General features: G+C 44.7%; 18 protein-coding genes. 4 read left to right on the forward strand and 14 right to left on the reverse strand.

Annotation, left to right across the window (positions count from 1 at the left end):
* Positions 1-158: 158 nt before the first annotated feature.
* The 12 genes from HF312_08115 to HF312_08170 all read right to left on the reverse strand — a co-directional run bounded on the left by HF312_08115 (position 159) and on the right by HF312_08170 (position 15,398).
* On the reverse strand, positions 159-2,633 hold the full coding sequence (locus HF312_08115) for a TonB-dependent receptor (protein MCU7520172.1): 2,475 nt from the start codon (positions 2,631-2,633) through the stop codon (positions 159-161).
* A gap of 481 nt (positions 2,634-3,114) precedes the next feature.
* Positions 3,115-4,146 (reverse strand): carboxypeptidase-like regulatory domain-containing protein, encoded by a 1,032-nt coding sequence (locus HF312_08120; protein MCU7520173.1) that lies wholly within the window; start codon positions 4,144-4,146, stop codon positions 3,115-3,117.
* A 154-nt stretch (positions 4,147-4,300) separates the two neighbouring features.
* Positions 4,301-4,855 carry a 2-oxoacid:ferredoxin oxidoreductase subunit gamma gene (locus tag HF312_08125; protein ID MCU7520174.1) on the reverse strand — a complete coding sequence of 185 codons (555 nt, stop codon included), beginning with the start codon at positions 4,853-4,855 and terminating at the stop codon, positions 4,301-4,303.
* A gap of 1 nt (position 4,856) precedes the next feature.
* Positions 4,857-5,678 carry a 2-oxoglutarate oxidoreductase gene (locus tag HF312_08130; protein MCU7520175.1) on the reverse strand — a complete coding sequence of 274 codons (822 nt, stop codon included), beginning with the start codon at positions 5,676-5,678 and terminating at the stop codon, positions 4,857-4,859.
* On the reverse strand, positions 5,675-6,751 hold the full coding sequence (locus HF312_08135) for a 3-methyl-2-oxobutanoate dehydrogenase subunit VorB (GenBank protein ID MCU7520176.1): 1,077 nt from the start codon (positions 6,749-6,751) through the stop codon (positions 5,675-5,677). The genes HF312_08130 and HF312_08135 overlap by 4 nt, the downstream gene beginning before the upstream one ends.
* Positions 6,748-7,035, reverse strand: a complete 288-nt coding sequence (locus HF312_08140) for a ferredoxin family protein (protein ID MCU7520177.1) — start codon at positions 7,033-7,035, stop codon at positions 6,748-6,750. The genes HF312_08135 and HF312_08140 overlap by 4 nt, the downstream gene beginning before the upstream one ends.
* A gap of 120 nt (positions 7,036-7,155) precedes the next feature.
* Entirely contained in the window at positions 7,156-8,052 is an 897-nt protein-coding gene (lipA, locus tag HF312_08145) for a lipoyl synthase (GenBank protein ID MCU7520178.1), read from the reverse strand.
* 163 nt (positions 8,053-8,215) lie between these two features.
* Positions 8,216-9,973, reverse strand: coding sequence for a 2-oxoglutarate dehydrogenase, E2 component, dihydrolipoamide succinyltransferase (gene sucB / locus HF312_08150; protein MCU7520179.1), 1,758 nt, complete (start codon positions 9,971-9,973; stop codon positions 8,216-8,218).
* Between the two features lie 138 nt (positions 9,974-10,111).
* Positions 10,112-12,208, reverse strand: a complete 2,097-nt coding sequence (locus HF312_08155) for a tungsten formylmethanofuran dehydrogenase (protein ID MCU7520180.1) — start codon at positions 12,206-12,208, stop codon at positions 10,112-10,114.
* Positions 12,209-12,328: 120 nt separating this feature from the next.
* Positions 12,329-13,021 (reverse strand): lipoyl(octanoyl) transferase LipB, encoded by a 693-nt coding sequence (lipB, locus tag HF312_08160; protein ID MCU7520181.1) that lies wholly within the window; start codon positions 13,019-13,021, stop codon positions 12,329-12,331.
* On the reverse strand, positions 13,018-14,418 hold the full coding sequence (gene lpdA / locus HF312_08165; protein MCU7520182.1) for a dihydrolipoyl dehydrogenase: 1,401 nt from the start codon (positions 14,416-14,418) through the stop codon (positions 13,018-13,020). The genes lipB and lpdA overlap by 4 nt, the downstream gene beginning before the upstream one ends.
* A 119-nt stretch (positions 14,419-14,537) precedes the next feature.
* Entirely contained in the window at positions 14,538-15,398 is an 861-nt protein-coding gene (locus HF312_08170) for an EamA family transporter (protein ID MCU7520183.1), read from the reverse strand.
* Between the two features lie 168 nt (positions 15,399-15,566).
* Here HF312_08170 and glmM point away from each other — a divergent pair, with 168 nt between their 5' ends.
* The 4 genes from glmM (at position 15,567) to HF312_08190 (ending at position 21,426) form a co-directional block, all read left to right on the forward strand.
* Positions 15,567-16,919 (forward strand): phosphoglucosamine mutase, encoded by a 1,353-nt coding sequence (glmM, locus tag HF312_08175; protein MCU7520184.1) that lies wholly within the window; start codon positions 15,567-15,569, stop codon positions 16,917-16,919.
* A gap of 236 nt (positions 16,920-17,155) precedes the next feature.
* A complete protein-coding gene (locus HF312_08180; protein MCU7520185.1) occupies positions 17,156-19,501 on the forward strand; it encodes a TonB-dependent receptor in 2,346 nt (781 codons plus the stop codon).
* 16 nt (positions 19,502-19,517) lie between these two features.
* Positions 19,518-20,330 (forward strand): DUF4249 family protein, encoded by an 813-nt coding sequence (locus HF312_08185; GenBank protein ID MCU7520186.1) that lies wholly within the window; start codon positions 19,518-19,520, stop codon positions 20,328-20,330.
* A gap of 82 nt (positions 20,331-20,412) precedes the next feature.
* The gene (locus HF312_08190) at positions 20,413-21,426 is read left to right on the forward strand and encodes a rhodanese-like domain-containing protein (GenBank protein MCU7520187.1); all 1,014 of its coding nucleotides are present in this window, start codon (positions 20,413-20,415) and stop codon (positions 21,424-21,426) included.
* A gap of 20 nt (positions 21,427-21,446) precedes the next feature.
* On the opposite strand, the gene HF312_08195 is transcribed toward HF312_08190, so the two are convergent.
* Together HF312_08195 and HF312_08200 are read right to left on the reverse strand one after the other, a co-directional pair.
* The gene (locus tag HF312_08195) at positions 21,447-22,253 is read right to left on the reverse strand and encodes a DUF58 domain-containing protein (protein ID MCU7520188.1); all 807 of its coding nucleotides are present in this window, start codon (positions 22,251-22,253) and stop codon (positions 21,447-21,449) included.
* Between the two features lie 101 nt (positions 22,254-22,354).
* Entirely contained in the window at positions 22,355-22,870 is a 516-nt protein-coding gene (locus tag HF312_08200; GenBank protein MCU7520189.1) for a tetratricopeptide repeat protein, read from the reverse strand.
* Between the last annotated feature and the right edge of the window lie 54 nt (positions 22,871-22,924).

Raw genomic sequence — 22,924 nt, forward strand, 5'->3', positions numbered from 1 at the left:
GGCTTCTTTATTCTGCATGGCACATATTCCGGTACTTTATTGTTACCAGCTGAGATCTATGTTAATGAATTTTGCAAAGGTTTCAGGCAAGAATAAGGGTTATACATAAATAAGAATGTATAACCCTTATAAAGCTGTGTGATTATCACGATAAATAATTATCTGTTTTGTCCTACATTTTCATATTCACGCGCACCATTATCATCTTCAGGCCTGCGATCACGGTTAGGACTGTAATTATTTATATTATACTGAAAGGATAATGTAAATATCTGACTCTGAGGCTTGAAATTGTTAACAGCCGAGAAATTTGTGCCGAGGGTTTCATTTCTGAATCTCATTGCATTAAAGACGTCGTTTACTCTAAGACTGACAGATAATTTTCTTTCAAGGAAAGATTTCTTTAAGCCGAGATCGGAGAAAAACATTCCTTTGGAATTTCCCTGCGGAGTAACATTTTTCGACATATAAAAGCAGTTGAACTGAAGGTCCATATCCCAGCCGAGCATTATCATAGATGTAAGTCTTGCATTCCACACCCTGCTTGTACTTGTATTACTCAGGCCCGGTGTATTGGGATCGAACTTTGTTCCATAATAGCTGTATCCGCCATTAAGAGTCCACCATTTGAAAAGAGAGGTATACCCGTTAAACTCAATTCCATAGGAAGTAACACCGGCAATATTGCGGAAAGTAGAAACTGTTACATTGTTTTCATTAAGGTCTGTAAACTGGTTTATATTATCATGAACCCGTCTGTAGAACACGTTTGAAAACAGTGAGGACTGATTAACTATAAGGTTATGGCCGAATTCATATGAGTCTGTATATTCAGGTTTCAGATATGGATTTCCTGCCCATGCATTCTGGGGATCCATATATCTTATAAAAGGATTTATCATCTGAAGCGGAGGACGGTTAAGTCTTCTGCTATAGCTGAGTTTTAGTTCCTGTCCTTCTGAGAGTTCCTGTGAAAGATGAATAGTCGGTATAAATGAGAAATAATCCTTTTTATATTCATTATTCAGTGTCTGCTGAACTGAGCGTGTAAGTGCTTCTTCCAATCTTAATCCGGTCTGAAATTTGAATTTGTTTATTTGACCGGAATACATTACATAGGCAGCGTGGATCTGTTCCTTATAAAGAAAAGCGTTGCTCTGGCTGCGGTCGTTAACCCAGTTATTCACGCTGTAGTCGTAGTTCTCGACGTTGTAATTTAGGTTGCGTTCTCTGAAAATAACTTTATAACCCGATTCAAACTTACCCGCCTCACCGACCGGGGAAACAAAATCAGTCTTAAAGGAAATAAGCCTGTTGGAGTTATCGGAGTAAGTGTTTTGCTTTTCAGGTCCTGCTGAAAGATTCTGTGCCATGTATGTATTAAGAATATCCCTGTCTGTACTGTCGCTGTTAATTGATTTTGAAAAATAAAAGTCGGCAGTAAGTTCCTCATCAGGTTTATCAAATTTCTTCTTGTAATCCAGCGTATAGTCAAGTGACTGGCCATTGCTTTCCGAGTGGTTACGCGTTGTATAACCTGTGACAGAGGAGCCGGGCAGCAGCCCGTCGTTAACGCTCACGGCGGAGTGATTAAAATTGCCGCCTCCTAAATTGAAAAGCAAAGTTGTATTTAATGAATTCTGTTCATTTATGGAATAATCTGCTCCCAGCTTTAAGTTATGGGAAAATCCCCCGGATCTGCCGTTCATTTCCTGGTGCATGCTGCTGGTCCCCTCTGCAAGAGTAGTACGCCTGTCCAGTGTGGCGCTCATTCCTCTTGTGTTAAAGCGGTTGTCATAGCTACCGAAAATATTCCATTTATTCTGTCTGAAGTTCAAGTTAACAGAACTGCCGTAGTTATCCCTGGTACCGGCATTAGCCTGGATCATTCCGTTCCAGTTCATTTCAGCCTGTTTCTTCATTATAAGGTTAATGATGCCTGCTGTTCCGTCTGCATCATATTTAGCAGAAGGATTTGTTACTACTTCAATTTTTTCAATTGCGCTTGCCGGGATCTGCTCGAGCATTTTTGAGTCAGTTACACCTGAAGGGTGGCCATCCAGTAAAATGGTAAGGTTTGTGTTGCCCCTTAAGCTTACGTTATTATCCATGTCCACGCTTACGGAAGGGGTATTCTTTAGGACGTCTATAACCGAACCGCCAGCAGCAGGAAGTGTTTTTTCAACGTTAACCACCATTTTATCGATTGCAAATTCAACTGCGCCTTTCTGTGCCGTTACTTCAACGCCTTTTAGCTGCACAGATTTTTGTGAGATTTTGATTACTCCAAGATTAACCGAGAGCCTCTGCGGAGTAATAATCACCGAATCTTTTGTAAGAGTATTATAACCCATAAAGGATATTTTTACCTTAAAAGGTCCGAACGGTACTTTCTCAACAATAAACTTTCCCTGTATGTCGGAAATAGAACCTGTAATTACTTTAGGGTCATTATTCCTCATGACTGAGATAGTGGCATATTCAATAGGTTTTGACGTTACTGAATCTATAATGCTGCCGCTTATTGTTCCTGCAGCGTTAAATTGTCCATTTCCCCTTTGAAAATTCTGAGCGGAAAGACTTCCCGATATAAGCAGCACAAAAACAAAAAACAAAATAGTATATTTTTTCATGGTTCCTTTTTTTACCTGACTTCTTTTTGATCAATATGATAATTATATACGCCCCAATAACCTTTTTTTTCGTTGCAAATATAACTCCGGAATGGAATAAAATGCCTTTAAAAAGTAAATTAATATCTGATTAAATAACTCTTTGGATCTTTTGTGGGGAATCAGTAATTTAATTCAGGAACAACGGGGGCATAGCAGTCAGATGGACTTTTCAAGTAAAATACCAGAAAAAAAAGCGGTTGTTTATCTGGTGCTCTTTCCTTTCTTATGCTTAATCTTCGTTATGGAGTGAATTATGGCACAAAATCCCTACAAGCCGCTCCTCCGGAGCTCTATGGGTGGGGGTGAGGCTGCCATTGTCTACAGACAAGTCGTACCTCCGGTACTCTTAGGAAGAGCAAAGGATGCGGGCGAAATTTAATCAAATCCGGGCGAGCCGCCGCTCGCCATACAGCAATAAATGTTTCGTAATGCTATTCTATTATTCGGCGATGAAGTATTGTGGGAGCATGTTGGCTATACCTGTATGCGACCAGGCGCCGAAGACCTGGAACGGGATCAGCTCTTTTACGTTGCCTTTGCTATCCATAGTGATTTCGGGATATAACATCCTGAGCCAGGTGGTTTCGTGGTTGTATTCAATTCTCAGAAAGCCCTTAAATTTAAGCGTGTATTCATCCCCTTTTGATCTGCTGCTTTTGTAGATCAGGTCATCGGCATTTATTCTTTCCGAGCTCATGCCGGCGTAGTTCTGTGCTTTGGGATACTGGTCGAGATAAATCCTGTAGCCTTTTTCAAAATAGTCGTTTTCAATGAGGCTTTGAAGAAAGCGCTCGGTGGAAAGTTCGTAGGCTTTCATTCTGTTCTGCTTCCATTTAAGAGTGTCCTGAGGACTCTTTGGTGCAAGGAGTGAAAATCCGGGTTTTACAATGTAGTTTACCATCTGGTTTGCCCTGTCCCACGTAAAGTCTTCCAGTATGCAGTTCAGGCGGTAGCCCAGGGCATTATTTATAATTGTAACGGGCACTTTTGCTTTGGCCTTCAGTATGTCGAAGCTTTCCCACTTCAGATCTATCAGCTCTTTGTTTTCAATTTCACATTCCTCTGCAAAGGAGGATTTCCCAAGGAAGAGTCCGCGGAAAAGGTTGTAGTTGTTCCGCCATTCCTTCGGGTCTTCAGCCGTAACACTGATGCCCTCAAGGACATAAGTCGCGGGACTCATTTTGAAATCCTTCTTTTGCTGGCGTGCATTATCGAAATACATGACCTGGCTTTTTGTATTATAGCCTATTAGCGAGGCAACGACTTCGTACTGCCCTTCGTGTATGCCGGAAATCTTATAGTATCCGCTGTCGTTTGACATTGCCCCGAGGAGTGAGTTTGACAGGTATACGTTAACATTTGCAAGAGGCCTGCCTGATGCATCGTCAAAAACGCGGCCGCTCAAAGTGTAGCCTGTTTGAGCCATAATGCATGAAGAGAGCAAGCAAAGAGTAAAAAATGCAATTTTCATTAATTCCCCTGACTGTTGTATGAAAACTTAAGGCAGGCAGGACAAAAAATAAAGGGAAAACAGGATAATTTTTATGAGCGGAAAAATGGCTGTTTGAGCGGTAAAAGTTTCCGGGAGGCACCCCACAGGGACCTCCCGGATAAAAGTGATGTATTTAGACGGCAGCGCTTACGCTTTCGGCTAATTCCATTCCTCTTCTTAAGGCCTGCTCATTAAGAGGAATGAGGTGATGATATCTTTCTGGGAGCACTTTCTTAAGCCCTTTAAGGATATTATCCATTGCAATTATGGGTTTTTTCTTCAGGAAGGCACCAAGGACGATCATGTTCATGATCTTTGAATTATTCATCTTTGTTGCCTCATTGGCGGCTTCAATCGGGAGCACGTCAATGTCTTTCCTGGTGGGCGGATTAAGGATGGTGGAGGCCTCATAAATAAGAAGTCCGCCGGGCTTAACCGCCGACTCGAATTTGTCCAAAGAAGGCTGATTAAGCGCAATAACAGTATCGAACTTTGTAAGGATGGGCGAGCTAATAGGTGTATCGCTGATAATAGTGATACAGTTAGCTGTACCGCCGCGCATTTCAGGTCCGTAGGAAGGCATCCAGCTTACTTCCTTATCCTCCATTACGCCTGAATAGCAAAGGATCTGTCCCATTGAGAGCACACCCTGACCGCCGAAGCCTGCAATAATGATTTCTTCAGTCATTTTATTTCTCCTTATCGTTAGGTACTTTTAATTCGCCAAGCGGGTAGTAAGGAAGCATATTTTCTTCCAGCCACTTGTTAGCCTGAGATGGTGTCATCTTCCAGTTTGAAGGGCAATTAGAGACTATCTCAACAAAGCAGAGTCCCTTATTAAGCTTCTGGTATTCAAAGCTTTTAGTAATAGCCTTCTTAGCCTTCCTGACGTTATTTGGAGTATTAACGGCGCAGCGGGTTGCATAGTAAACGCCTGGCAGTGTAGCAACGATATCTGTAATTTTCAAGGGGTTACCCATTGTTTCGACGTCGCGGCCATAAGGAGAAGTAGTGGATTTCATTCCGGGCAGTGTAGTCGGGGCCATCTGACCTCCTGTCATGCCGTAGATGCCGTTATTTATGAAAACGATTAGTATATTTTCACCGCGGTTGCAGGTATGTATAGTCTCGGCGGTGCCGATAGCCGCAAGGTCGCCGTCGCCCTGGTATGAGAAGACGAATTTTTCGGGCAGAACTCTTTTAATACCTGTAGCCACAGCGCTGGCGCGTCCGTGGGCTGCTTCCTGCATATCGATATTGAGGTAGTTATAAGCAAACACGGCGCATCCGACCGGGGCGACGCCGACGGTCTGGCTTTGAATGCCGAGTTCATCGATAACCTCAGCAATAAGTTTATGAGCAACACCGTGTCCGCAGCCCGGGCAGTAGTGCATCGGGGTATCGGTGAGTGTGTCCGGTTTTTCATAGACCACGTTTTCCGGGCAGCAGATCACTTCTTCGTTAGCTGCGGCATCCAGAGTGGATTCTTCTAACATTGTTTTCTCGTTCATACCAATTCTCCCACAAATTTTTCTTCAATTTTAGCGAGAACTTCTTCAGGACTAGGGACGACGCCGCCCATTCTGCCGTGAAATTCTACTCTTGTTTTGCCGTTGACGGCGAGGCGCACGTCTTCGACCATCTGACCGGCATTCATTTCAACGTCCAGTATACCCTTTAATTTCGGGCTGGAAGAGAGTTTTGAAAGTGCCTCATAAGGGAACGGGAAGAGAGTCTGGGGTCTGAAGACGCCAACTTTAATTCCCTTTTCCTTTGCGAGCTGGGCTGCCTTCTGGCATATTCTGGCCACAAGGCCGAAAGCAGTAAGAATAATGTCGGCATCCTCGCAGTTAATTGCTTCAAATCTTATTTCCTCTTCTTCAATTGCCTTATATTTCTTCTGGAGGTGGAGGTTAATTTCTTCCATCTTATCGGGCTGTATATGAAGAGAAGTAATGATATTTCTTTCCCTGTCCTTAGGTTTTCCGACAGTAGCCCAGGGTTCAACCTTAGTTTTTCTAGGCTGCTGTTCGAAGAACTCGACTTTTTCCATCATCTGTCCCAGTGCGCCGTCGGCCAGGAGCATAACAGGGTTTTTCCATTTGAAAGCCAGCTCGAAGCTCAGGCGTACATAGTCCACCATTTCCTGCACGGTTGAAGGTGCCAGAACGATCATCTTATAGTCGCCGTGTCCGCCGCCCTTGACGGCCTGGAAGTAGTCGCCCTGAGAAGGCTGTATAGTTCCGAGACCAGGTCCACCCCTCATGACGTTAACGATAAGGCATGGCAGTTCAGCGCATGCGATATAGGAGATACCTTCCTGCATAAGGCTAATGCCAGGGCTGGAGGATGAGGTCATAGCAAGTTTACCAGTGCCAGCGGCTCCATAGACCATATTAATAGAAGCCACTTCACTTTCTGCCTGAAGCACAATCATACCGGTTCTTTTATTAGCTTCGGCGCTAAGATATTCCAGTACTTCTGATTGTGGTGTAATAGGATATCCGAAGTAAGCATCGCATCCGCTGCGTATTACAGCCTCAGCCAGTGCCTCATTTCCTTTCATAAGTTTTAATTCTTTCATTGCTGCACCGTCACTGTTATATCGTTAGTTACATTAGTTATTATTGCTACCGGTTCCTTTTTGTTCAAGGTTTTTCTGTAGACTTTAATTATGCCTTCCGGGCATACAAGAGCACAATTAGTGCATCCTGTACAGTTATCCTCCACCCTCACGATGTAGTGATACCCTTTAGTATTAATTTTTCGTGAAAGTTCCAGGGAGTTCTGAGGACAAGCTACTTTGCAAAGTTCGCATCCTTTGCATTTTTCGATATCAACGATGATATCTCCTTTTACCTTAGCCATTATGGTACCCCGTATTTTATTTAAAAACAAAAAAGGTTACCGGGAAATCAGTAACCTTTCATTCCAATTATATATCAGAAAGAATAATCATGGATGAGTTTAGATAATAAAGATTCATTTTTATTCTCTTGCATGTTTATCTGCGTGATAAGAACTCCTGACCAAAGGAGCGCTTTCGACGGCTCTGAAGCCCATTTTAAGCCCCTCGTCTTTGTACATTTTAAATTCTTCAGGAGTCACGTATCTGTCAATCGGCAGGTGCATCTTTGTAGGCTGCAGGTACTGTCCGATTGTTAAAATATCGCACTCGTGTTCTCTCAAGTCGTGCATTAGGCTTAAGACCTCTTCGGTGCGTTCGCCGATACCGACCATAATACCGCTTTTAGTTCTCAGGCCGCGGGCCTTAAACCATTTAATAAGTTCAAGGCTTCTTTCGTATTTCGCCTGGGGCCTGACGACGTGATAGAGGCGTTTTACGGTCTCAAGGTTATGGTTCAGTATATCGGGCGGATTTTTCATAATAATTTCAAAAGCTTCTTCTGAACCCTTAAAGTCGGGTATAAGGATTTCGACCGTACAGCCGGGCACTTTTTGGCGTATTAGGCGTACGGTTTCAGAGAAAATAGTTGAGCCGCCGTCTTTAAGTTCGTCACGGTTAACCGACGTAATAACGGCATGCCTGAGCTGAAGTGTTTCAACAGCCTCGGCGACGCGTCTTGGTTCATCCAGGTCGACCTGGTTTGGGAGCCCGAGTTTCACGTTACAGAATCCGCAGCTGCGTGTGCACGTGTCGCCCAGTATCATAAACGTGGCCGTACGGGCATTCCAGCACTCGCCCATGTTAGGGCATCTAGCTTCTTCGCAGACTGTATGGAGCTTTGAAGATCTCATTAAATGATGAACGTCCGAAAAATTCTCCCCTATAGGGAGCCTGACCTTCAGCCATTCAGGTTTCTTACCCAGCTCGTCTTTATCTTTTTCTACCGACTCTTTATAATTTTTTTGGTACTGATTTATTTTCTGATTCTGATTTGTCAAAGCGCTCAACCTTTCTATAAAACAGTTGCAGAGCACAATTACCCTACAAAAGAAGAATTACGGTAATAAATTTAAGCAAATTATTTAAACTAAAAAACGAATTCCGTAAAATTTAATTCGGAGAAAATTCCCGTTTGTTTAATTAAATTTCAAAAGAATCGAAGTTTTCCAAAGTATCCTTTATGAATTTAAGGAATTTTCCGCCCAGCATACCGTCTACAAGACGGTGGTCGTGGCTGAGGGATAAATAGAGCATGTGTCTTACTGCAATAGTATCAGTACCGTCGACTTCTAGAACGACCGGCTTTTTGGTAACAGTACCGACTCCCAGGATTGCGACTTCCGGCTGATTGATAATAGGCGTACCGAAGAGTGTTCCAAAAACGCCATAGTTGGTAATGCTGAAAGTGCCCGAGGAAATATCATCAGGAGTCAGTTTTTTAGTTCTGGCTTTATTACTTAAGTCAGCAATTGCCCTTGCCAGTCCAACAATGTTCTTTTCGTCAGCATTTTTAATATTCGGAACAATTAACCCGTTAGGCTCCACCGCGACGGCAAAACCGAGGTTAATGAACCTTTTTAGTACAATATTAGTGCCATCAATTGTGGAATTCAGGTACGGATACTCTTTTAATGCTTTAATGCAGGCATAAGCAATAAATGACATATACGTAAGCTTGATATTTTCTCTTTTTAGGAAATTATCTTTATTGTTTTTGATAAAATTGTGAATTTTTGTCACATCTGCCTCCACAACGGCAGTTACATGGACAGACGTATCGCGGCTTTTAACCATGTGGTACATGATTTTCTGCCGTATGTTATCCATTGGAATCATTTCTGTGTTTCCGCCTACTGGTGCAGGCTGAGGCAATGGAGCAGAGGGCTTTGGCCTTTCCCGTTCCTCCGGGGCTTTTGAGTAGTAGGCAGCATGGGGCTCCTGCCTAATCTCTTCAGCCGTTAAGGCGCGAGGCCTTGGGGCTTCAGTCTTTCCCCTTTTAGAAATATAGTCGAGGATATCCTTTTTTGTAACACGTCCTTCGATGCCTGAGCCTTTAAGTCTGTTTAATTCATCAAAGCCGACGTTTTCTTTCTGTGCGATATTGAGGACCAAAGGAGAATAAAACCTACCTCCTGATGTACCCATTCCTTCGGGTGCTCTTTCCGTTGGGGGTTCCTTATAGTACTCAACGACGGTTCCTGCCTCCTTTACAGATTCTTCGATCAGGGGGGCCGGAGTCTGGACCTCATCTTTTACTGGCGCTACAACAGGCTCTTCAACTCTTTCCCGTGCTGACTGTTGAACAACTCCTCCTGTAGTTGAAATTCTGGCTACAATTGTGCCCACTGAGACGGTCTCCTGTTCCTGAACCAGGATCTCGGCAAGGACGCCGTTTTCGGGAGACGGGATTTCAGTATCTACTTTATCTGTACTGATCTCAAAAAGGGTCTCATCTTTTTTAACCGTATCGCCCGGCTTTTTATGCCATTTGATTATTGTGCCTTCCATGACGGATTCGCCCATCTTGGGCATTGGTATATCAACGAGGCTTCCTCCTGCCTGTTTGGTGGAAGGAGTTTCCTTCTGCTGAGGCCTGGACACAGGCTGAGGGGGTTCTGCCGGGGGCTGCGGCTGCGCCGGGGCAGGCACGGCTTTGGAGGCCTCGGTTTCAATTACAGCCACCACGGTATCCGTCTGGACAGTTTCCTGTTCAAAGACCCTGATTTCGGAAAGGATTCCGTCTGCCGGGGAAGGTATTTCGGTATCGACCTTATCTGTAGAAATCTCGAAAATGATCTCGTCTTTTTTAACGGTATCCCCCTGCTTTTTATGCCATTTTATAATTGTGCCTTCGTTGACACTCTCCCCCATTTTAGGCATAACAACATCAATTTTCATTTCATCCCTCTTATAAATATTTATTCAATAAAAGTGCAAGCCGCCCTTCCAGGGCTCAAAAAATTGTGGGAGACATGTTCTTTTCTACTGACAAGTCATCCCTCCGGGATTCTTTAGCTTAGATCCTCCTCATCTGATTTAATAAGCCAGAATTTCCTTTAATGATTTATAGATCCTCTGCCTGGTCGGGAGGACCGTATTCTCGAGGTTCGGGTGATACGGTACGTGTGTATCCATGGCTGCAATTCTTTTTACAGGCCCGTCCAGGTACTGGAAGCATCTGTCGGCAATGCGGGCCGCAATTTCGGCACCGAAGCCCCCGGTCAGCATATCCTCATGCACAATAACGGCTTTACTGGTCTTTTTAACGGATTCAAAAATCGCATTTTCATCCAGCGGGTTAATTGTACGGATGTCAATTAACTCAACCGAGTAGCCCTCTTCTTCCAGTTTGGAAGCCGCAAAATTCGATTCGTGCACCATTGCGCCGTATGTAATAACGCTTACGTCTGTTCCTTCCCTTACAGTCCTGGCCTTGCCGAAAGGAAGAAGGTAGTTTGCATCGGGTTCAGGCACGGTTGAATAGCTCTGGCGGTAGAGCCCCTTATGCTCCAGGAAAAGGACGGGGTCATTCAGCCTTAAGGCAGTCTTAAGAAGCCCTTTTGCATCGGCGGCATTTGAAGGGTAAGCTATGTATAGCCCCGGCATATGGGCAAAGAAGCCTTCAATATTCTGGCTATGGTAAAGACCGCCATGAATAAAGCCCCCTACTGCCACGCGCGTTACGACGGGAGCCTCCCAGAAGTTATTTGAGCGGTAGCGGTATGTAACCATTTCATCGCGGAACTGCATGAATGCGGGCCATATATAGTCCCCGAACTGGATTTCCACTACGGGCTTAAGTCCCGAGAGTGCCATACCTATAGCAACACCCACAATGCTTGCCTCGGCAAGAGGCGAGTTAAAGACCCTGTCAGTTCCGAACTGCGTGGAAAGGCCTTTTGTTGCAGAAAAGACGCCTCCTTTGAGGTCTGCCACGTCTTCGCCGAAAAGGTAGATCTTATCGTTTCTTTCCATTTCCTCTCGCAGAGCGTGGTTAATTGCGTCAACCATCACGACGGGCTTTCCGGAGGGCTTGGTTTTCTCGTAGTCCAGGCGGTCTTTTTTGCCGCTTTCGTCGTAAACGTAATGGGCCGCGGTTTCAGCTTTCGGGTCGGGGCGGCTCATAGCCCAGACCGAGGCCTCCTCGATATGGTTATTGACCTCTTTTTTCAGCTCGTTAAAGGCAAGTTCCGTAAGGACGCCTCTTTTTATTAAAAACTGTGAGAACTTTTCAATAGGGTCACGTTTTGAGTCCGTTTCTATTTCCAGGAGGTCGCGGTATTTTTTCTGGTCGTCAGAAGATGAATGGGAAAGGAGCCTGATGCATTCGGCTTCAATTAAAGCGGGGCCTTTGCCCTGTCTTGCGTACTTAAAAGCCGTCTGAGCCGCGGCATGCATGGCAAGGAAGTCGGTTCCTTCCACTCTTAGCCTGAGCAGGTTTTCATAGCCTTTCATCATCTCGGAAATTGAGTTATCCTTTCCTCCCGACTGCTGGCTTACGGGTACAGAAATGGCGTATTTGTTATTTTCAATTACAAATACTACCGGGAGCTTTTCTCGGCTTGCCCAGTTGACGGCCTCGTGGAATTCACCCTGGCTTGTTGTACCTTCGCCGCTTGAGACGTAGACCACGGCGCCTGAGTTTGTGCGGACACTGGCAAGGGCTGTTCCAACGGCCTGAAGGAACTGTGTTCCTGTTGGGCTTGACTGTGTGGGGATATTGAACTCCTTATGGCCCCAGTGGCAGGGCATCTGGCGCCCTCCGGTCATAGGGTCATCAGCCTTAGCCAGCATAGCCAGGAAGACCTCTTCTGGTTTAATTCCCACGGCCAGTGAGAACGCCAGGTCGCGGTAGTAGGGATAAGCCCAGTCGAGTCCTTTTCTCATAGCTAGGCCGCAGGCCACCTGAACTGCCTCATGGCCTGCTCCGGCGATATGGAAAAAAGACTTCCCCTGTTTAAGCAGGGTCATTGATTTCATGTCGATCTGCCTGGAGGTATACATCAGCCTGAGGGCGTTCATAAGCTCGTCCTTTGTAAGCCCTCCAAAGGTATCGCTCTTACCGGTCGGGCCTTCCGGTTTAATCTCGGCATCAACTATATTATCAGCAACTATGACATCTTTTTTAGTCATTGCACCCTCTTTTCATTGCATTTATGCATAATTAAATATTTTTTAGACAAACTATTTATTCACAATACAAGCAGAAAGTCCATAACCGCCTGTTGTGAAGTAATATACAAAACATAAGGCTTATGACAAACCGGTACTACGAAGAAGAAGCTGATTTTCCTGGTTTGAAAGTACTGAGTCATAATTAAAAATGCGCTTAAAGTTATTTACAAGCTTTTCCTTCACCTCGTTCATATCAGGATCATAACCCAGCTCTTTTGAAAGTGAAGTAACGCTTTTATCCGTAATGCCGCATGGAATGATGCCCTGGAACAAGGAAAGGTCGGTTGTGACATTAAAGGCGAAGCCGTGCATGGTAATCCAGCGGCTGACCTTAATGCCTATTGCGGCAATTTTCCTGTCTTCAATCCACACGCCTGTAAGTTTCTCAATTCTTCCGGCATGAAGACCGTAATCCCGGCAAGTAAGTATAATAACCTCCTCTATGCTGCGGAGGTAGAGGTGGGTATCCTGTTTCCACTCCGTGAGGTCCAGGATCGGGTAGCCCACGATCTGTCCCGGTCCGTGATAAGTGATATCGCCTCCTCTATCGATGTCGTAGACAGATATTCCCTTTTCCTTCAGGAAGTTTTCCGAACTGATGAGGTTTTTCCTGTCGGCAACCTTTCCCAAAGTGTACGTATGAGGATGTTCCAGGAGGTAGAGGGTATCGGGAACGTCCTTATTTCTTCTTGAATCGAAAGTTTTTCTCTGGAGATCCCACGCCTTTTCGTAATCGATAAGCCCCAGGTCGTAATAGACAAGTTCTCTCATATATGAATAGCTCCTTCATAAGCTGCTGCAGAAGCCTCGGCAACGGTTTCTGCGAGTGTTGGATGTGCATGAACAGTTTTAATAATTGATTCGTAAGTGGCTTCCATGGTTTTTGCCAGCGTAAACTCGGCAATAAGCTCGGTTGCCTCGGGGCCTATTATGTGAGCTCCTAAAAGTTCGCCGTATTTAGCGTCGAAAATAACCTTAACAAACCCCTCGCGTTCCCCAATTGCAAAGGCCTTGCCTGAGGCCATAAAGGGGAATTTCCCGATTTTTAGCTCATAGCCCATTTCTTTGGCCTTCCTTTCCGTCAGCCCCACGCTTGCCACCTGGGGGCTGCAGTAAGTGCATCCGGGAATTGAGTCGTAGTCGACCAGGGGCGGATTAAGGCCCTTAATCTTCTCGACGCAGCAGATCCCTTCGGCCGAGGCCACGTGTGCAAGCCACGGGGGCCCGATAACGTCTCCAATGGCATAGACGCCTTTAACGTTAGTCTCATAGGTGGATTTATCGACTTTTATATGCCGGGCATAAAGCTCGACACCAAGTTCCTCAAGACCGAAGCCTTCAACGTTGCCCGTAACGCCTACGGCGCTTAGGGCAACGTCAGCCGTAAGGACCTTAATTTCATCTGATTTGGATTTTATCTGAACTTCCACCCTGTTATCCTTGACTTCCGCCCTTTCAACCATTGTGCTTGTATAGAAAGTAATCCCCTGTTTTTTAAGCTCTTTTAAGAGCGCCTGGCTTACTTCCGTATCTTCAATGGGAAGAATATTATCCATAACTTCCACAACCGTAACTTTGGTGCCGAGGACGTTGTAAAAATAGGCGAATTCAATTCCTATTGCGCCGGCGCCGATAATTATCATCTCCTTAGGCTGGCTCTTAAGCGACATGGCCTCGGTTGATGTAATAATAAACTTTTTATCCACAGGAATCATCGGCAGGCTTCTGGGCCTTGCACCTGTTGCAATAATGATCCTGTCTGCATCCACCTGTTCAGTTTTGCCTCCTTCAAGCGAGACCTCGAGGGAGTTTTTAGAGGTAAGGCGACCGAATCCCCGCAGGCGGTCTATCTTGTTTTTCTTCATCAGGTATTCCACATTCTTGGAGATGCGGTCTGCGATGTCGCGGCTTCTTTTTATGACTTTTGAGAAGTCGAAGGAGTAACTGTCGATTTTAATGCCGTAATCGGCTGCGTGTTTAACCTTATCTAGCACTTCCACATTTTTCAAAAGAGCTTTGGTTGGAATACATCCCCAGTTGAGGCATATACCCCCAAGATTATCCTTGTCAATAACTGCCGTTTTCAGCCCAAGCTGAGAGGCTCTGATTGCCGCCACGTAGCCGCCCGGGCCCCCTCCTAAAACGGCAACGTCGTACTTTTTTGCCATATAGCCTTCTGTCCTAGTTATTTACTTAATATAAATAAAACATGCTAACTTAAAAAGAGGAAGAATCAGACAAGAGCAATTAAATACGGGGAGTGCTTTTTATCCAAAAAGTGTAAAATTCAGGTAAAAAGTATCAGAATGACGCCGATAAACATGATAAATGATCCAAGGATCCTTTCTCTCAGGTTAGCCTCACCCAGGATAAAGTGGCCGATAAGGACGCTCAGCATGCCGGAGGTTCTTTTTAAGGCAATAACGTAAGCCACGTAGGTTTGAGTAATTGCAAGGAGGAAAAGGAGGCTTCCCAATAAATTAAGTATACTGAGCATAAGGAGGTTTTTCCGCCCGCGGAGGAGTTCATCCGTCTTAAAGCTTTTTGTAAGAAGGACAATAGCCGTTACGCCTAAGAAAACGTAGAGGTTAAGGAACAAGAGGTGCTGCAAAGGCGAGGAGCAATTAACGGCAACCTTATCGAAATTTGAAGTTATGCTGTAGAGGAAAGATACAAAAAGCATGATCCTGGTTCCTGTATTTCGGAAAAGCGCCTTTACCGGGTCAATGAAGTTCCTTTTCCTGAGATTGACATTAAGGAGGTATGAGCCGGTAACGACCAGTATAATCCCTGCTATTCCGCCAGGCCTTGGGAACTCCCCTACAATTATGGGGGAAGTAATGAGCATAAAAAGGGGGGTAAAGCTGAGCATCGGGATAATTTCCGATATGTCCCCTTTTGAAACGGCGTGCATATAGAGGATCGTGGCAAAAATATTTATTGTACCGGTTACGCTGAGGGCTATAAAGTAGCCAGCTGTAAGTTTGAAATCCACGAAATAAGACAATAAAAGGACGAGTAAGACGACAACAACATTGTTGCTCCAGGAGATCAGTATGGGACGGACACCCATGAGGGAAGACTTTTTATTGAACAGGTTGCCGAAGGCGTCAATAAAAGGTATAATGGTGATAAGAAATATCCACATGTTTCAGAAGTGAAAAATGGAAAAAATTAGTTATTCGTGCATAAACAAAGATAAAAATAATTTGTATTTAGATAAAAATCTTTAATTTTGCATTATTATTTACTTACTTTGTAAGATATCCTTATACTCATTTTTTAGAAATTATTTTATTCGAATAAAGGAGGAACAATGCCTACCCTGATGGTAAGTATTTCAGGAATCAGAGGTATAATTGGAGATGGACTTGAGCCAGAAGTCCTGGTGAAATATACTTCCGCATATGCAGACTTTTGCGGAGGAGGAAAAATTGTTGTCGGCCGTGATGCAAGGGTTTCAGGCGAGATGGTCAGAAGCATAGTCAGCGGCACACTTGCCGCCAAAGGCAACGATGTAATTGATATAGGAATAGTTCCTACTCCAACCGTTCAATATACAGTTAAGACACTTAAGGCCGCAGGAGGAATAGCAATTTCGGCAAGCCACAATCCGAATGAGTGGAATGCCTTAAAGCTCCTGAACTCCACGGGGCAGTTCATGACGCCGGAAGAAAACCTTGAGCTTCAGAAAATCCTCCTAAGCGGAAAAAACGATTATCCCGCGTGGGATAAGATTGGTAAAATTACGTACTATGAAGAGGGGCTGAAAAGGCATGTTCATGACGTTCTGAACCTCAGGCACATAGACGTTGAAGCAATAAGAAAAAGAAAATTCAAGGTGCTCTGCGACTGTGTCAACGGCGCCGGAGTGTATGTAATACCCGAACTTTTAAGGGACTTAGGGTGTGAAGTAATTGAAATGAACTGTGAAAAGACCGGCATTTTCCCGCGGCTTCCGGAGCCCCTGCCTGAAAACCTGACCGAGACGATGAAAGCCGTCAAGGCCTCAGGGGCAGAGCTTGGTGTTGTGGTGGATCCCGATGTAGACCGCCTGGTTCTAATAACAGACAAAGGGGAACCCTTTGGAGAAGAAAACACAATTACGCAGGCCGTAAGGTTTGTCCTTTCAAAAGAAAAAGGGAACGTTGCAATTAACCTTTCCACCACAAGAGCAGTTGACGACGTTGCGCGTGAGGCCGGCTGCCAGGTCTTCCGCTCCCCTGTCGGAGAGGCAAACGTGGTAAAGAAGATGAAAGAAGTTGATGCTGTTATAGGAGGCGAAGGAAGCGGAGGCGTAATTTATCCTGCACTTCACTTCGGGCGTGACGCGCTGGTGGGCGTTGCAATTACGCTTCAGCACCTGCTGGAATTCGGGAAAAGCATCAGTGAGCTTAAAAAGGCTTTGCCCCAATACTATATAGCAAAAAGGAAAATTGTTCTGGGAGGCAAGGACCCCGACGAGATAGTAAAAATACTAACTGAGAAGTACTCGAAAGAAAAAATCAATACCGAAGACGGCCTCAGGATAGATTTTGAGGATCACTGGGTGCATTTCAGGAAGTCGAATACTGAACCTATCATCAGGTGTGTTACAGAGGCCAGAAGCCAGGAAGAGGCTGAGAAGTATATAGATAAATACTTTGGCGAAATAAAGAGCTTTTTCTAAAGAAAAATGGTCTTACTCCAGGAACGGCAGAAAGCCTGCCGTTCCATTTTTCTCTCTCCTAAAAAGTTCCTGTTATTCGGGTTATTATTTAATAATCCATTTGCATTTTCATAAGTTTTTACTAATTTCTAAACGGATTCAGATCGGATTTAAGCCGCCGGGACCGGCGCTGAAATTGGCTTTTTATGTTCTTTTGACCATAACAGTAATATTTCACAAGAGGAATTTCCGGAAAGATGAGGCCAAAGGTTTTCAGATCCACAATAGTAATATTTCTCTTCTCAATAGCTTTCTGCTTTACAGGGGAACTGCAGGCACAGGGAATTAACCATACAGTTTCAGGTTTTATAAAAGACAGGACCACGGGTGAATTTCTTTCAGGTTCAAGCGTACTTATCTACCGTGACAGCCTGAGTTTTTCCAATCCCCCTTTAAGAGGCTCCACTTCAAACCAGTACGGTTACTTTGCCATTCCAAATGTCCAGTCCGGAAAATTTCTTTTAGTTGCCCGGCGCCTCGGATACAGGCCTTTGATAAAAGAGTTACCGGCAGGTGGCAAAGAGCCCGTAATCAGGATCGATCTTGAGCTGGAGCCGCAGGATATAAGGCTTCAGGAGGTAGTGGTAAAAGGGAAAAAAAGCGAATCGGGTGAAGTCAGCTCCGTAGACGTCTCTCCCGGGCTTTTAAGCCAGCTTCCCTCTTTGAGCGGTGAAATTGACCTGTTCAGGAGCCTGCAGATGCTGCCGGGCCTGACGCAGAACAATGAGCTTTCTTCAGGGCTTTACGTAAGGGGCGGCAGCCCGGATGAGACCCTGACACTTCTTGACGGAGTAGTTGTTTACAACCCCTCGCATCTTGGGAATTTTGCAAGCACCTTTAATTCTGATGCCCTGCAGAACGTAAGGCTTATAAAAGGGGCCTACCCGGCTGAATACGGGGGAAGGCTTTCGAGCGTTCTGGACATTAAGCTCAGAAGCGGCTCCAGGGATAAGCATAAAGGCATACTTGGCCTTGGCATTATAAATTCGCATCTGACGCTTGAAGGACCGATGGATGATAATTCCACGTACATTTTATCAGGCAGGAAAATGTATTATGATGCTTTTCAGAAGATGACAGATAAAAACGGCATGGCGCCTAGATACAATTTCTACGACATTAATTCAAAGTTTTCATTCAATGCCTCGGGAAACGACATTGTTTCTTTGAGCGCACTTTTAAGCCGTGACCAGATTTACAGCTCCCCTTCCAACCAGGTGAACTATGATATACAGTGGCAGAATGCAATTGTGAGTCTGAACTGGTCGCAGGTGCTTTCAAATTCCAGGTTTTCAAATACCTCTTTTAGCTACGTCAGCTACAATTTCAAATCTATTCTGGACGACACTACGAGCAGGGTAACTACGTCTGACTATTATTCGTCGTCTGAACTACAGGACCTGGTATTTAAGAAGGATGTGGAATTTTATCTTTCTGAAAACAACCTGGGGAAGCTGGGGCTGGATTTATCGCTGCACGATTATAAGCTGATTTACAGCGACGTCTACAGCGAGCTTATTGAAAGGAGCCTGGGAAATGAAAAGGAAATTATGAACTTTGAGGCTGCGGTTTACCTTCAGAGCGAGTGGCAGGTCAGCTCCCGCTTTAAGCTTAGTCCGGGCTTAAGGTTATACTATTTTAACGACCAGAAGAAGCTTAAGTATGAGCCCAGGCTTTCCATGGCCTACAGCCTTACGGATGAGGCCACAATAAAAGGGGCATTTTCCGTTACGAACCAGTTCCTGCATATGATAGTAAGAAACGACATATCGCTTCCGACGGATCTCTGGTATCCATCGACCAACAGGGTTGAGCCATCAAGCTCAAGGCAGTATGTACTGGGGGTGGATTCATATTTCTGGCAGAAAGAGTATTTCTTCTCGGTTGAAGGATACTATAAGGATATGAAAAACCTGTATGAATTTAAGGACAACGCGCGTTATAACCCGCAGAGCACGGTTGTGGACCTGTTTACAAAAGGAAACGGTGAGGCCTACGGGGTGGAGTTTTTCTTAAACAAGATCTCGGGAGATCTCTCGGGATGGATCGGATACACTCTTTCATGGACGAGAAGAAAGTTTGACGAGCTTAATGCAGGACAGATATTTTATCCGAGGTACGACAGAAGGCACGACATATCTGTCCTTGCAGCCTATAAGATTTCCGAAAGCCTGACATTCAGCCTGACATGGACCTTTGCAACCGGGCAGGGCTACACGCTTCCGGTAAGTCAGTACCAGATCGGGTCGATTGACCTGGACCCGAACAAAAGAGTGCAGTTTGATTATACTGCCAGGAACGCCTATAAGCTGCCGGACTACCACAAGCTGGACCTGAATGTAACGTACAGGTTTTATTTGAGTGAGCTGCAGTTAGAGACGTACCTGAATATTTATAATGTATATGACAGGAAAAATCCATTTGCCTATTACGCCTCGGACGTTGAAAAGCCGACCCCGGAAGGAACAGTATCGCTTCCAAAATTCCATTCCATTACGCTGTTCCCTTTTCTGCCTACTGTGGGCGTAACATTAAAATTTTGAGGTCGTGAAAATTAACATGAAAACAACTGGGATAATATCATTTTTAGCAATTGCTCTTCTTTCTTTTGCGGGCTGCGAGAAGACAGAGACACTGGAGCCGGACAGTATTTATAAGGAAAAGACGGTTGTATTTTCATCACTTAAGAGCGATTCCCTCTTCCAGGGGGTGACATTTACACGGACGCTTCCACTTAATACTGAATTTGATATTAAAAAAGCTGAGCTTAAGGATGTTACGGCATACCTGAAAATTAACGGGGTTAGTATCATTCCGATTATTTATACTGCAGACGGCATTTATAAGCCCAGGGATCTGATGATGATCCATTCGGGAGATGTGTACGAACTATTTGCAAAATACGGCGAGAAAAGCATTTATGCACGCACCAGGATCCCTGTAAAACCTTCAGTTTTCAGTGCCACACTTGTCAACAGCAAGTATATTGAGGCCAGGATTGCCCCCAGGGAAAATGAGGCTTATGCCGCAGCCTGGTTCATAACAGGCGCAAATCAGTATTCCTATTCAGGCCTGGCGACAGACTTTTTCGAGGTATATAAGACTCCTGAAAATCCGCCGGCAAGTGTATCAATAAGAACGATGGACATTCCAGAGGATTACAGGACAGATAATCTGGCCGGCAAAACATACTTAAAGGTAATTTCCTTTGACAATGGGTTTTACGATTACTTCAGAACCAGGGGTAACAACCAGCAGGTCCATAACTCATTTACGCAGGGAGGAAGCCAGGTTATCTGGAATGTTTACGGCACAGATGTTATAGGAATGTTTATCGGAAGCGCCTCGGGGGAACTTGTTAAACCAAAATGATTTATTTCAGGCATAAATAATGAAATATAAGGTATTTATATATTTTTATCTCGTACCCCTTTTATTATCTTTTGAAGGGTGCATGGAAAACAATCTTATTCCTGAAAACCACACTTCGATGGATAATGCAGCAGAAATGCTGGTTTATTTTGAATCGGAAGGGGACTTCATAAATTCATTGGATGCGCCTCCTGTAGTCAGCGCCAGTGAAGTAAACAGCAGTCCTGAGAGTTACCTCATTATAGACACAAGAAGCCAGGACCTTTTCAGGGCAGGCCACATAAAAGGAGCCGTTAACGTTTTGGCGAAGGACCTGCTTAGCTATTTTAAGCAGAATAATACGGGAAAATATGTTAAAGCAGTGCTTGTAAGCAAAGCCGGGCAGGCATCATCATACTATGCAACGCTTTTAAGACTTTTGGGCTATAATAACGTTTATTCTCTTAATTTCGGCATGGCTTCATGGAATACAGCATTTTCGGCCATCATGAATGCGAATACAAAAAACTCTCCCAACATGCAGAAATATACAAATGCTGATGCAGGGATGAATCCCAAGACCGCACTTCCCCGCCTTGAATTCAGGACAAAGTCTCAGAACATAAAAGACAAGGTTGAAGAAAGGGTCTCTGATATGCTTTTAGAGGGTTTTAATGAGGATCTGATCTTTGAGGGCGCTCAAGTTTCGGGCCCCGCCATAACGGCCGGGCACCTCTTCCCAGAGGAAAAAGTAAGTGACTACTACACTATCTGTTACGGCTCTGAAGTGCTTTACGCGGCTGTTGGAAAGTCAAATCCTTACAGCGGCTTAGGGCATCCCGAGGGGGCCATTTCCTATGCCCCATATTCCTCGCTTAAAAGCAGCAATTACCTTCAGACTCTGCCCACGGACAGGAAGATAGGCATTTATTGTTACAACGGTCAGTTCAGCGCTTCTGCTGCGGCATATCTGAGGCTTTTAGGTTATGACGCGAGGTCGATGCTTTTCGGGGCGCACGTGCTTTTCTACAGCCGCATGCTTTATGAGCCGAGGCTTCAGAAGTATGCGTTCCAGAAATATGCGGCAATTGAGTACCCGTTTGTCACGGGAGACTGATATGTTTTTTTACAAAGTAGCTAGTGAAGCTGTGCCCTTTTCTTAAAATAGCTGAACAGGGCCTTATCGAATGGAACTGATGTATCAAGCAGATTATACTCGATTCCGGAGTTCAGGCATTCTTCCTTAATTCTTTCTATATATTCGCTCATCGCCTTCTGATATGCCTTTTGAATCTGGAAAGGCTGGGTTACCATTTCCTCGCGGGTTTCCATATCCTTAAAGACGGCGTCACGCCCGAAGGCAAAGCTAATTTCCATCGGGTCGAGGACCTGGAAGACCACGACCTCATTTTTCTTGTACCTGAAGTGCTTCAAGGCGGTAAGGACGGAATTAACGTCGTCAAAAAAGTCGGATATAATAATAACGAGTCCCCGTCTTTTTACTTTTTCAGCCACGTAATTTAAGCAGTTTGCAGTTTTGGTCTGGCTGGAGGGTTTAGCAGAAGCCAGAGCCTTAAGGAGTTCCGTGAGGTAAATTCTGCTGGATTTAGGGGCCATAAAGGTTTCGATCTTATCGGAATAAAGAGCCAGGCCTGCGGCATCCTGCTGGTGCGTCATTAGGTACATGAGGCTTGCGGCAAGAATGGAAGCGTATTCAAGTTTCTTTATGTTACTTCCGTATGCAAAATCCATTGAGCGGCTGACGTCCAGTATGACGTGGCTTACCAGGTTCGTTTCCTCTTCAAACTGTTTGATATAGTATTTTTCAGTTTTGCCGTATGCCTTCCAGTCGACGCTCTTCAGGCTGTCGCCCTGCATATAAGGCCTGTGCTCGCTGAATTCAACGCTAAAGCCGTGGTAAGGGCTTCTGTGAAGCCCTACCATAAAGCCCTCAACAACAAGCCGGGCCTTAAGTTCCAGTGAATTCAGCTTGGATACAACAGACGGGTTCAGGAATTTTCTATAATCCTGGTTAGTTTCAGCCACTATTTTTTTGCCTCAAGTTTCTTTTTTAAGATTTCATCGGGAGAAAGCCCCATATTGTCCAGCTCCGCCTGTGCTGAAGGCGACATTTCATGGTTAGGATAGCTTGACAAAAACTGCTTAAAAGACGCAGTTGCAGCGTTAAAGTCCTTCAGGTAATTTGCCTGGATGAAGCCAGCCATAAAAAGGGCGGTTGAAGCTTCGGCACTCTTAGGGTATTCTTTGAATATCCTGCTATAGTATTCAACGGCTTTTTTCAGGGACTCCGTCTCCGGTACATTTTTAACAGTTTTACCCTCATAAAGTTTCCCGATTTCGAATAAAACTTTTGGTGCCCTGGGGCTCTGGGGGTAGTCTTTGACCAGGGTTTCATAGGCATCTACGGCCTCTGTGTACTTCCCTTCCTGTACGTCTTTCTGTCCGGCGTTATATAGTTCCTGTTCACTTTTCTTAGAACATCCGGTTAACAATATAGCTGTAATAAAAACTGAGCATAGCAACACGAAGTATCGATTCATTTCTTTTCCAATTAGTTGTGATTAAATGTAAAAAAGACCGGATATTAATATAAT

The organism is Ignavibacteria bacterium, assembly GCA_025612375.1.
Taxonomy (GTDB): domain Bacteria; phylum Bacteroidota; class Ignavibacteria; order Ignavibacteriales; family SURF-24; genus JAAXKN01.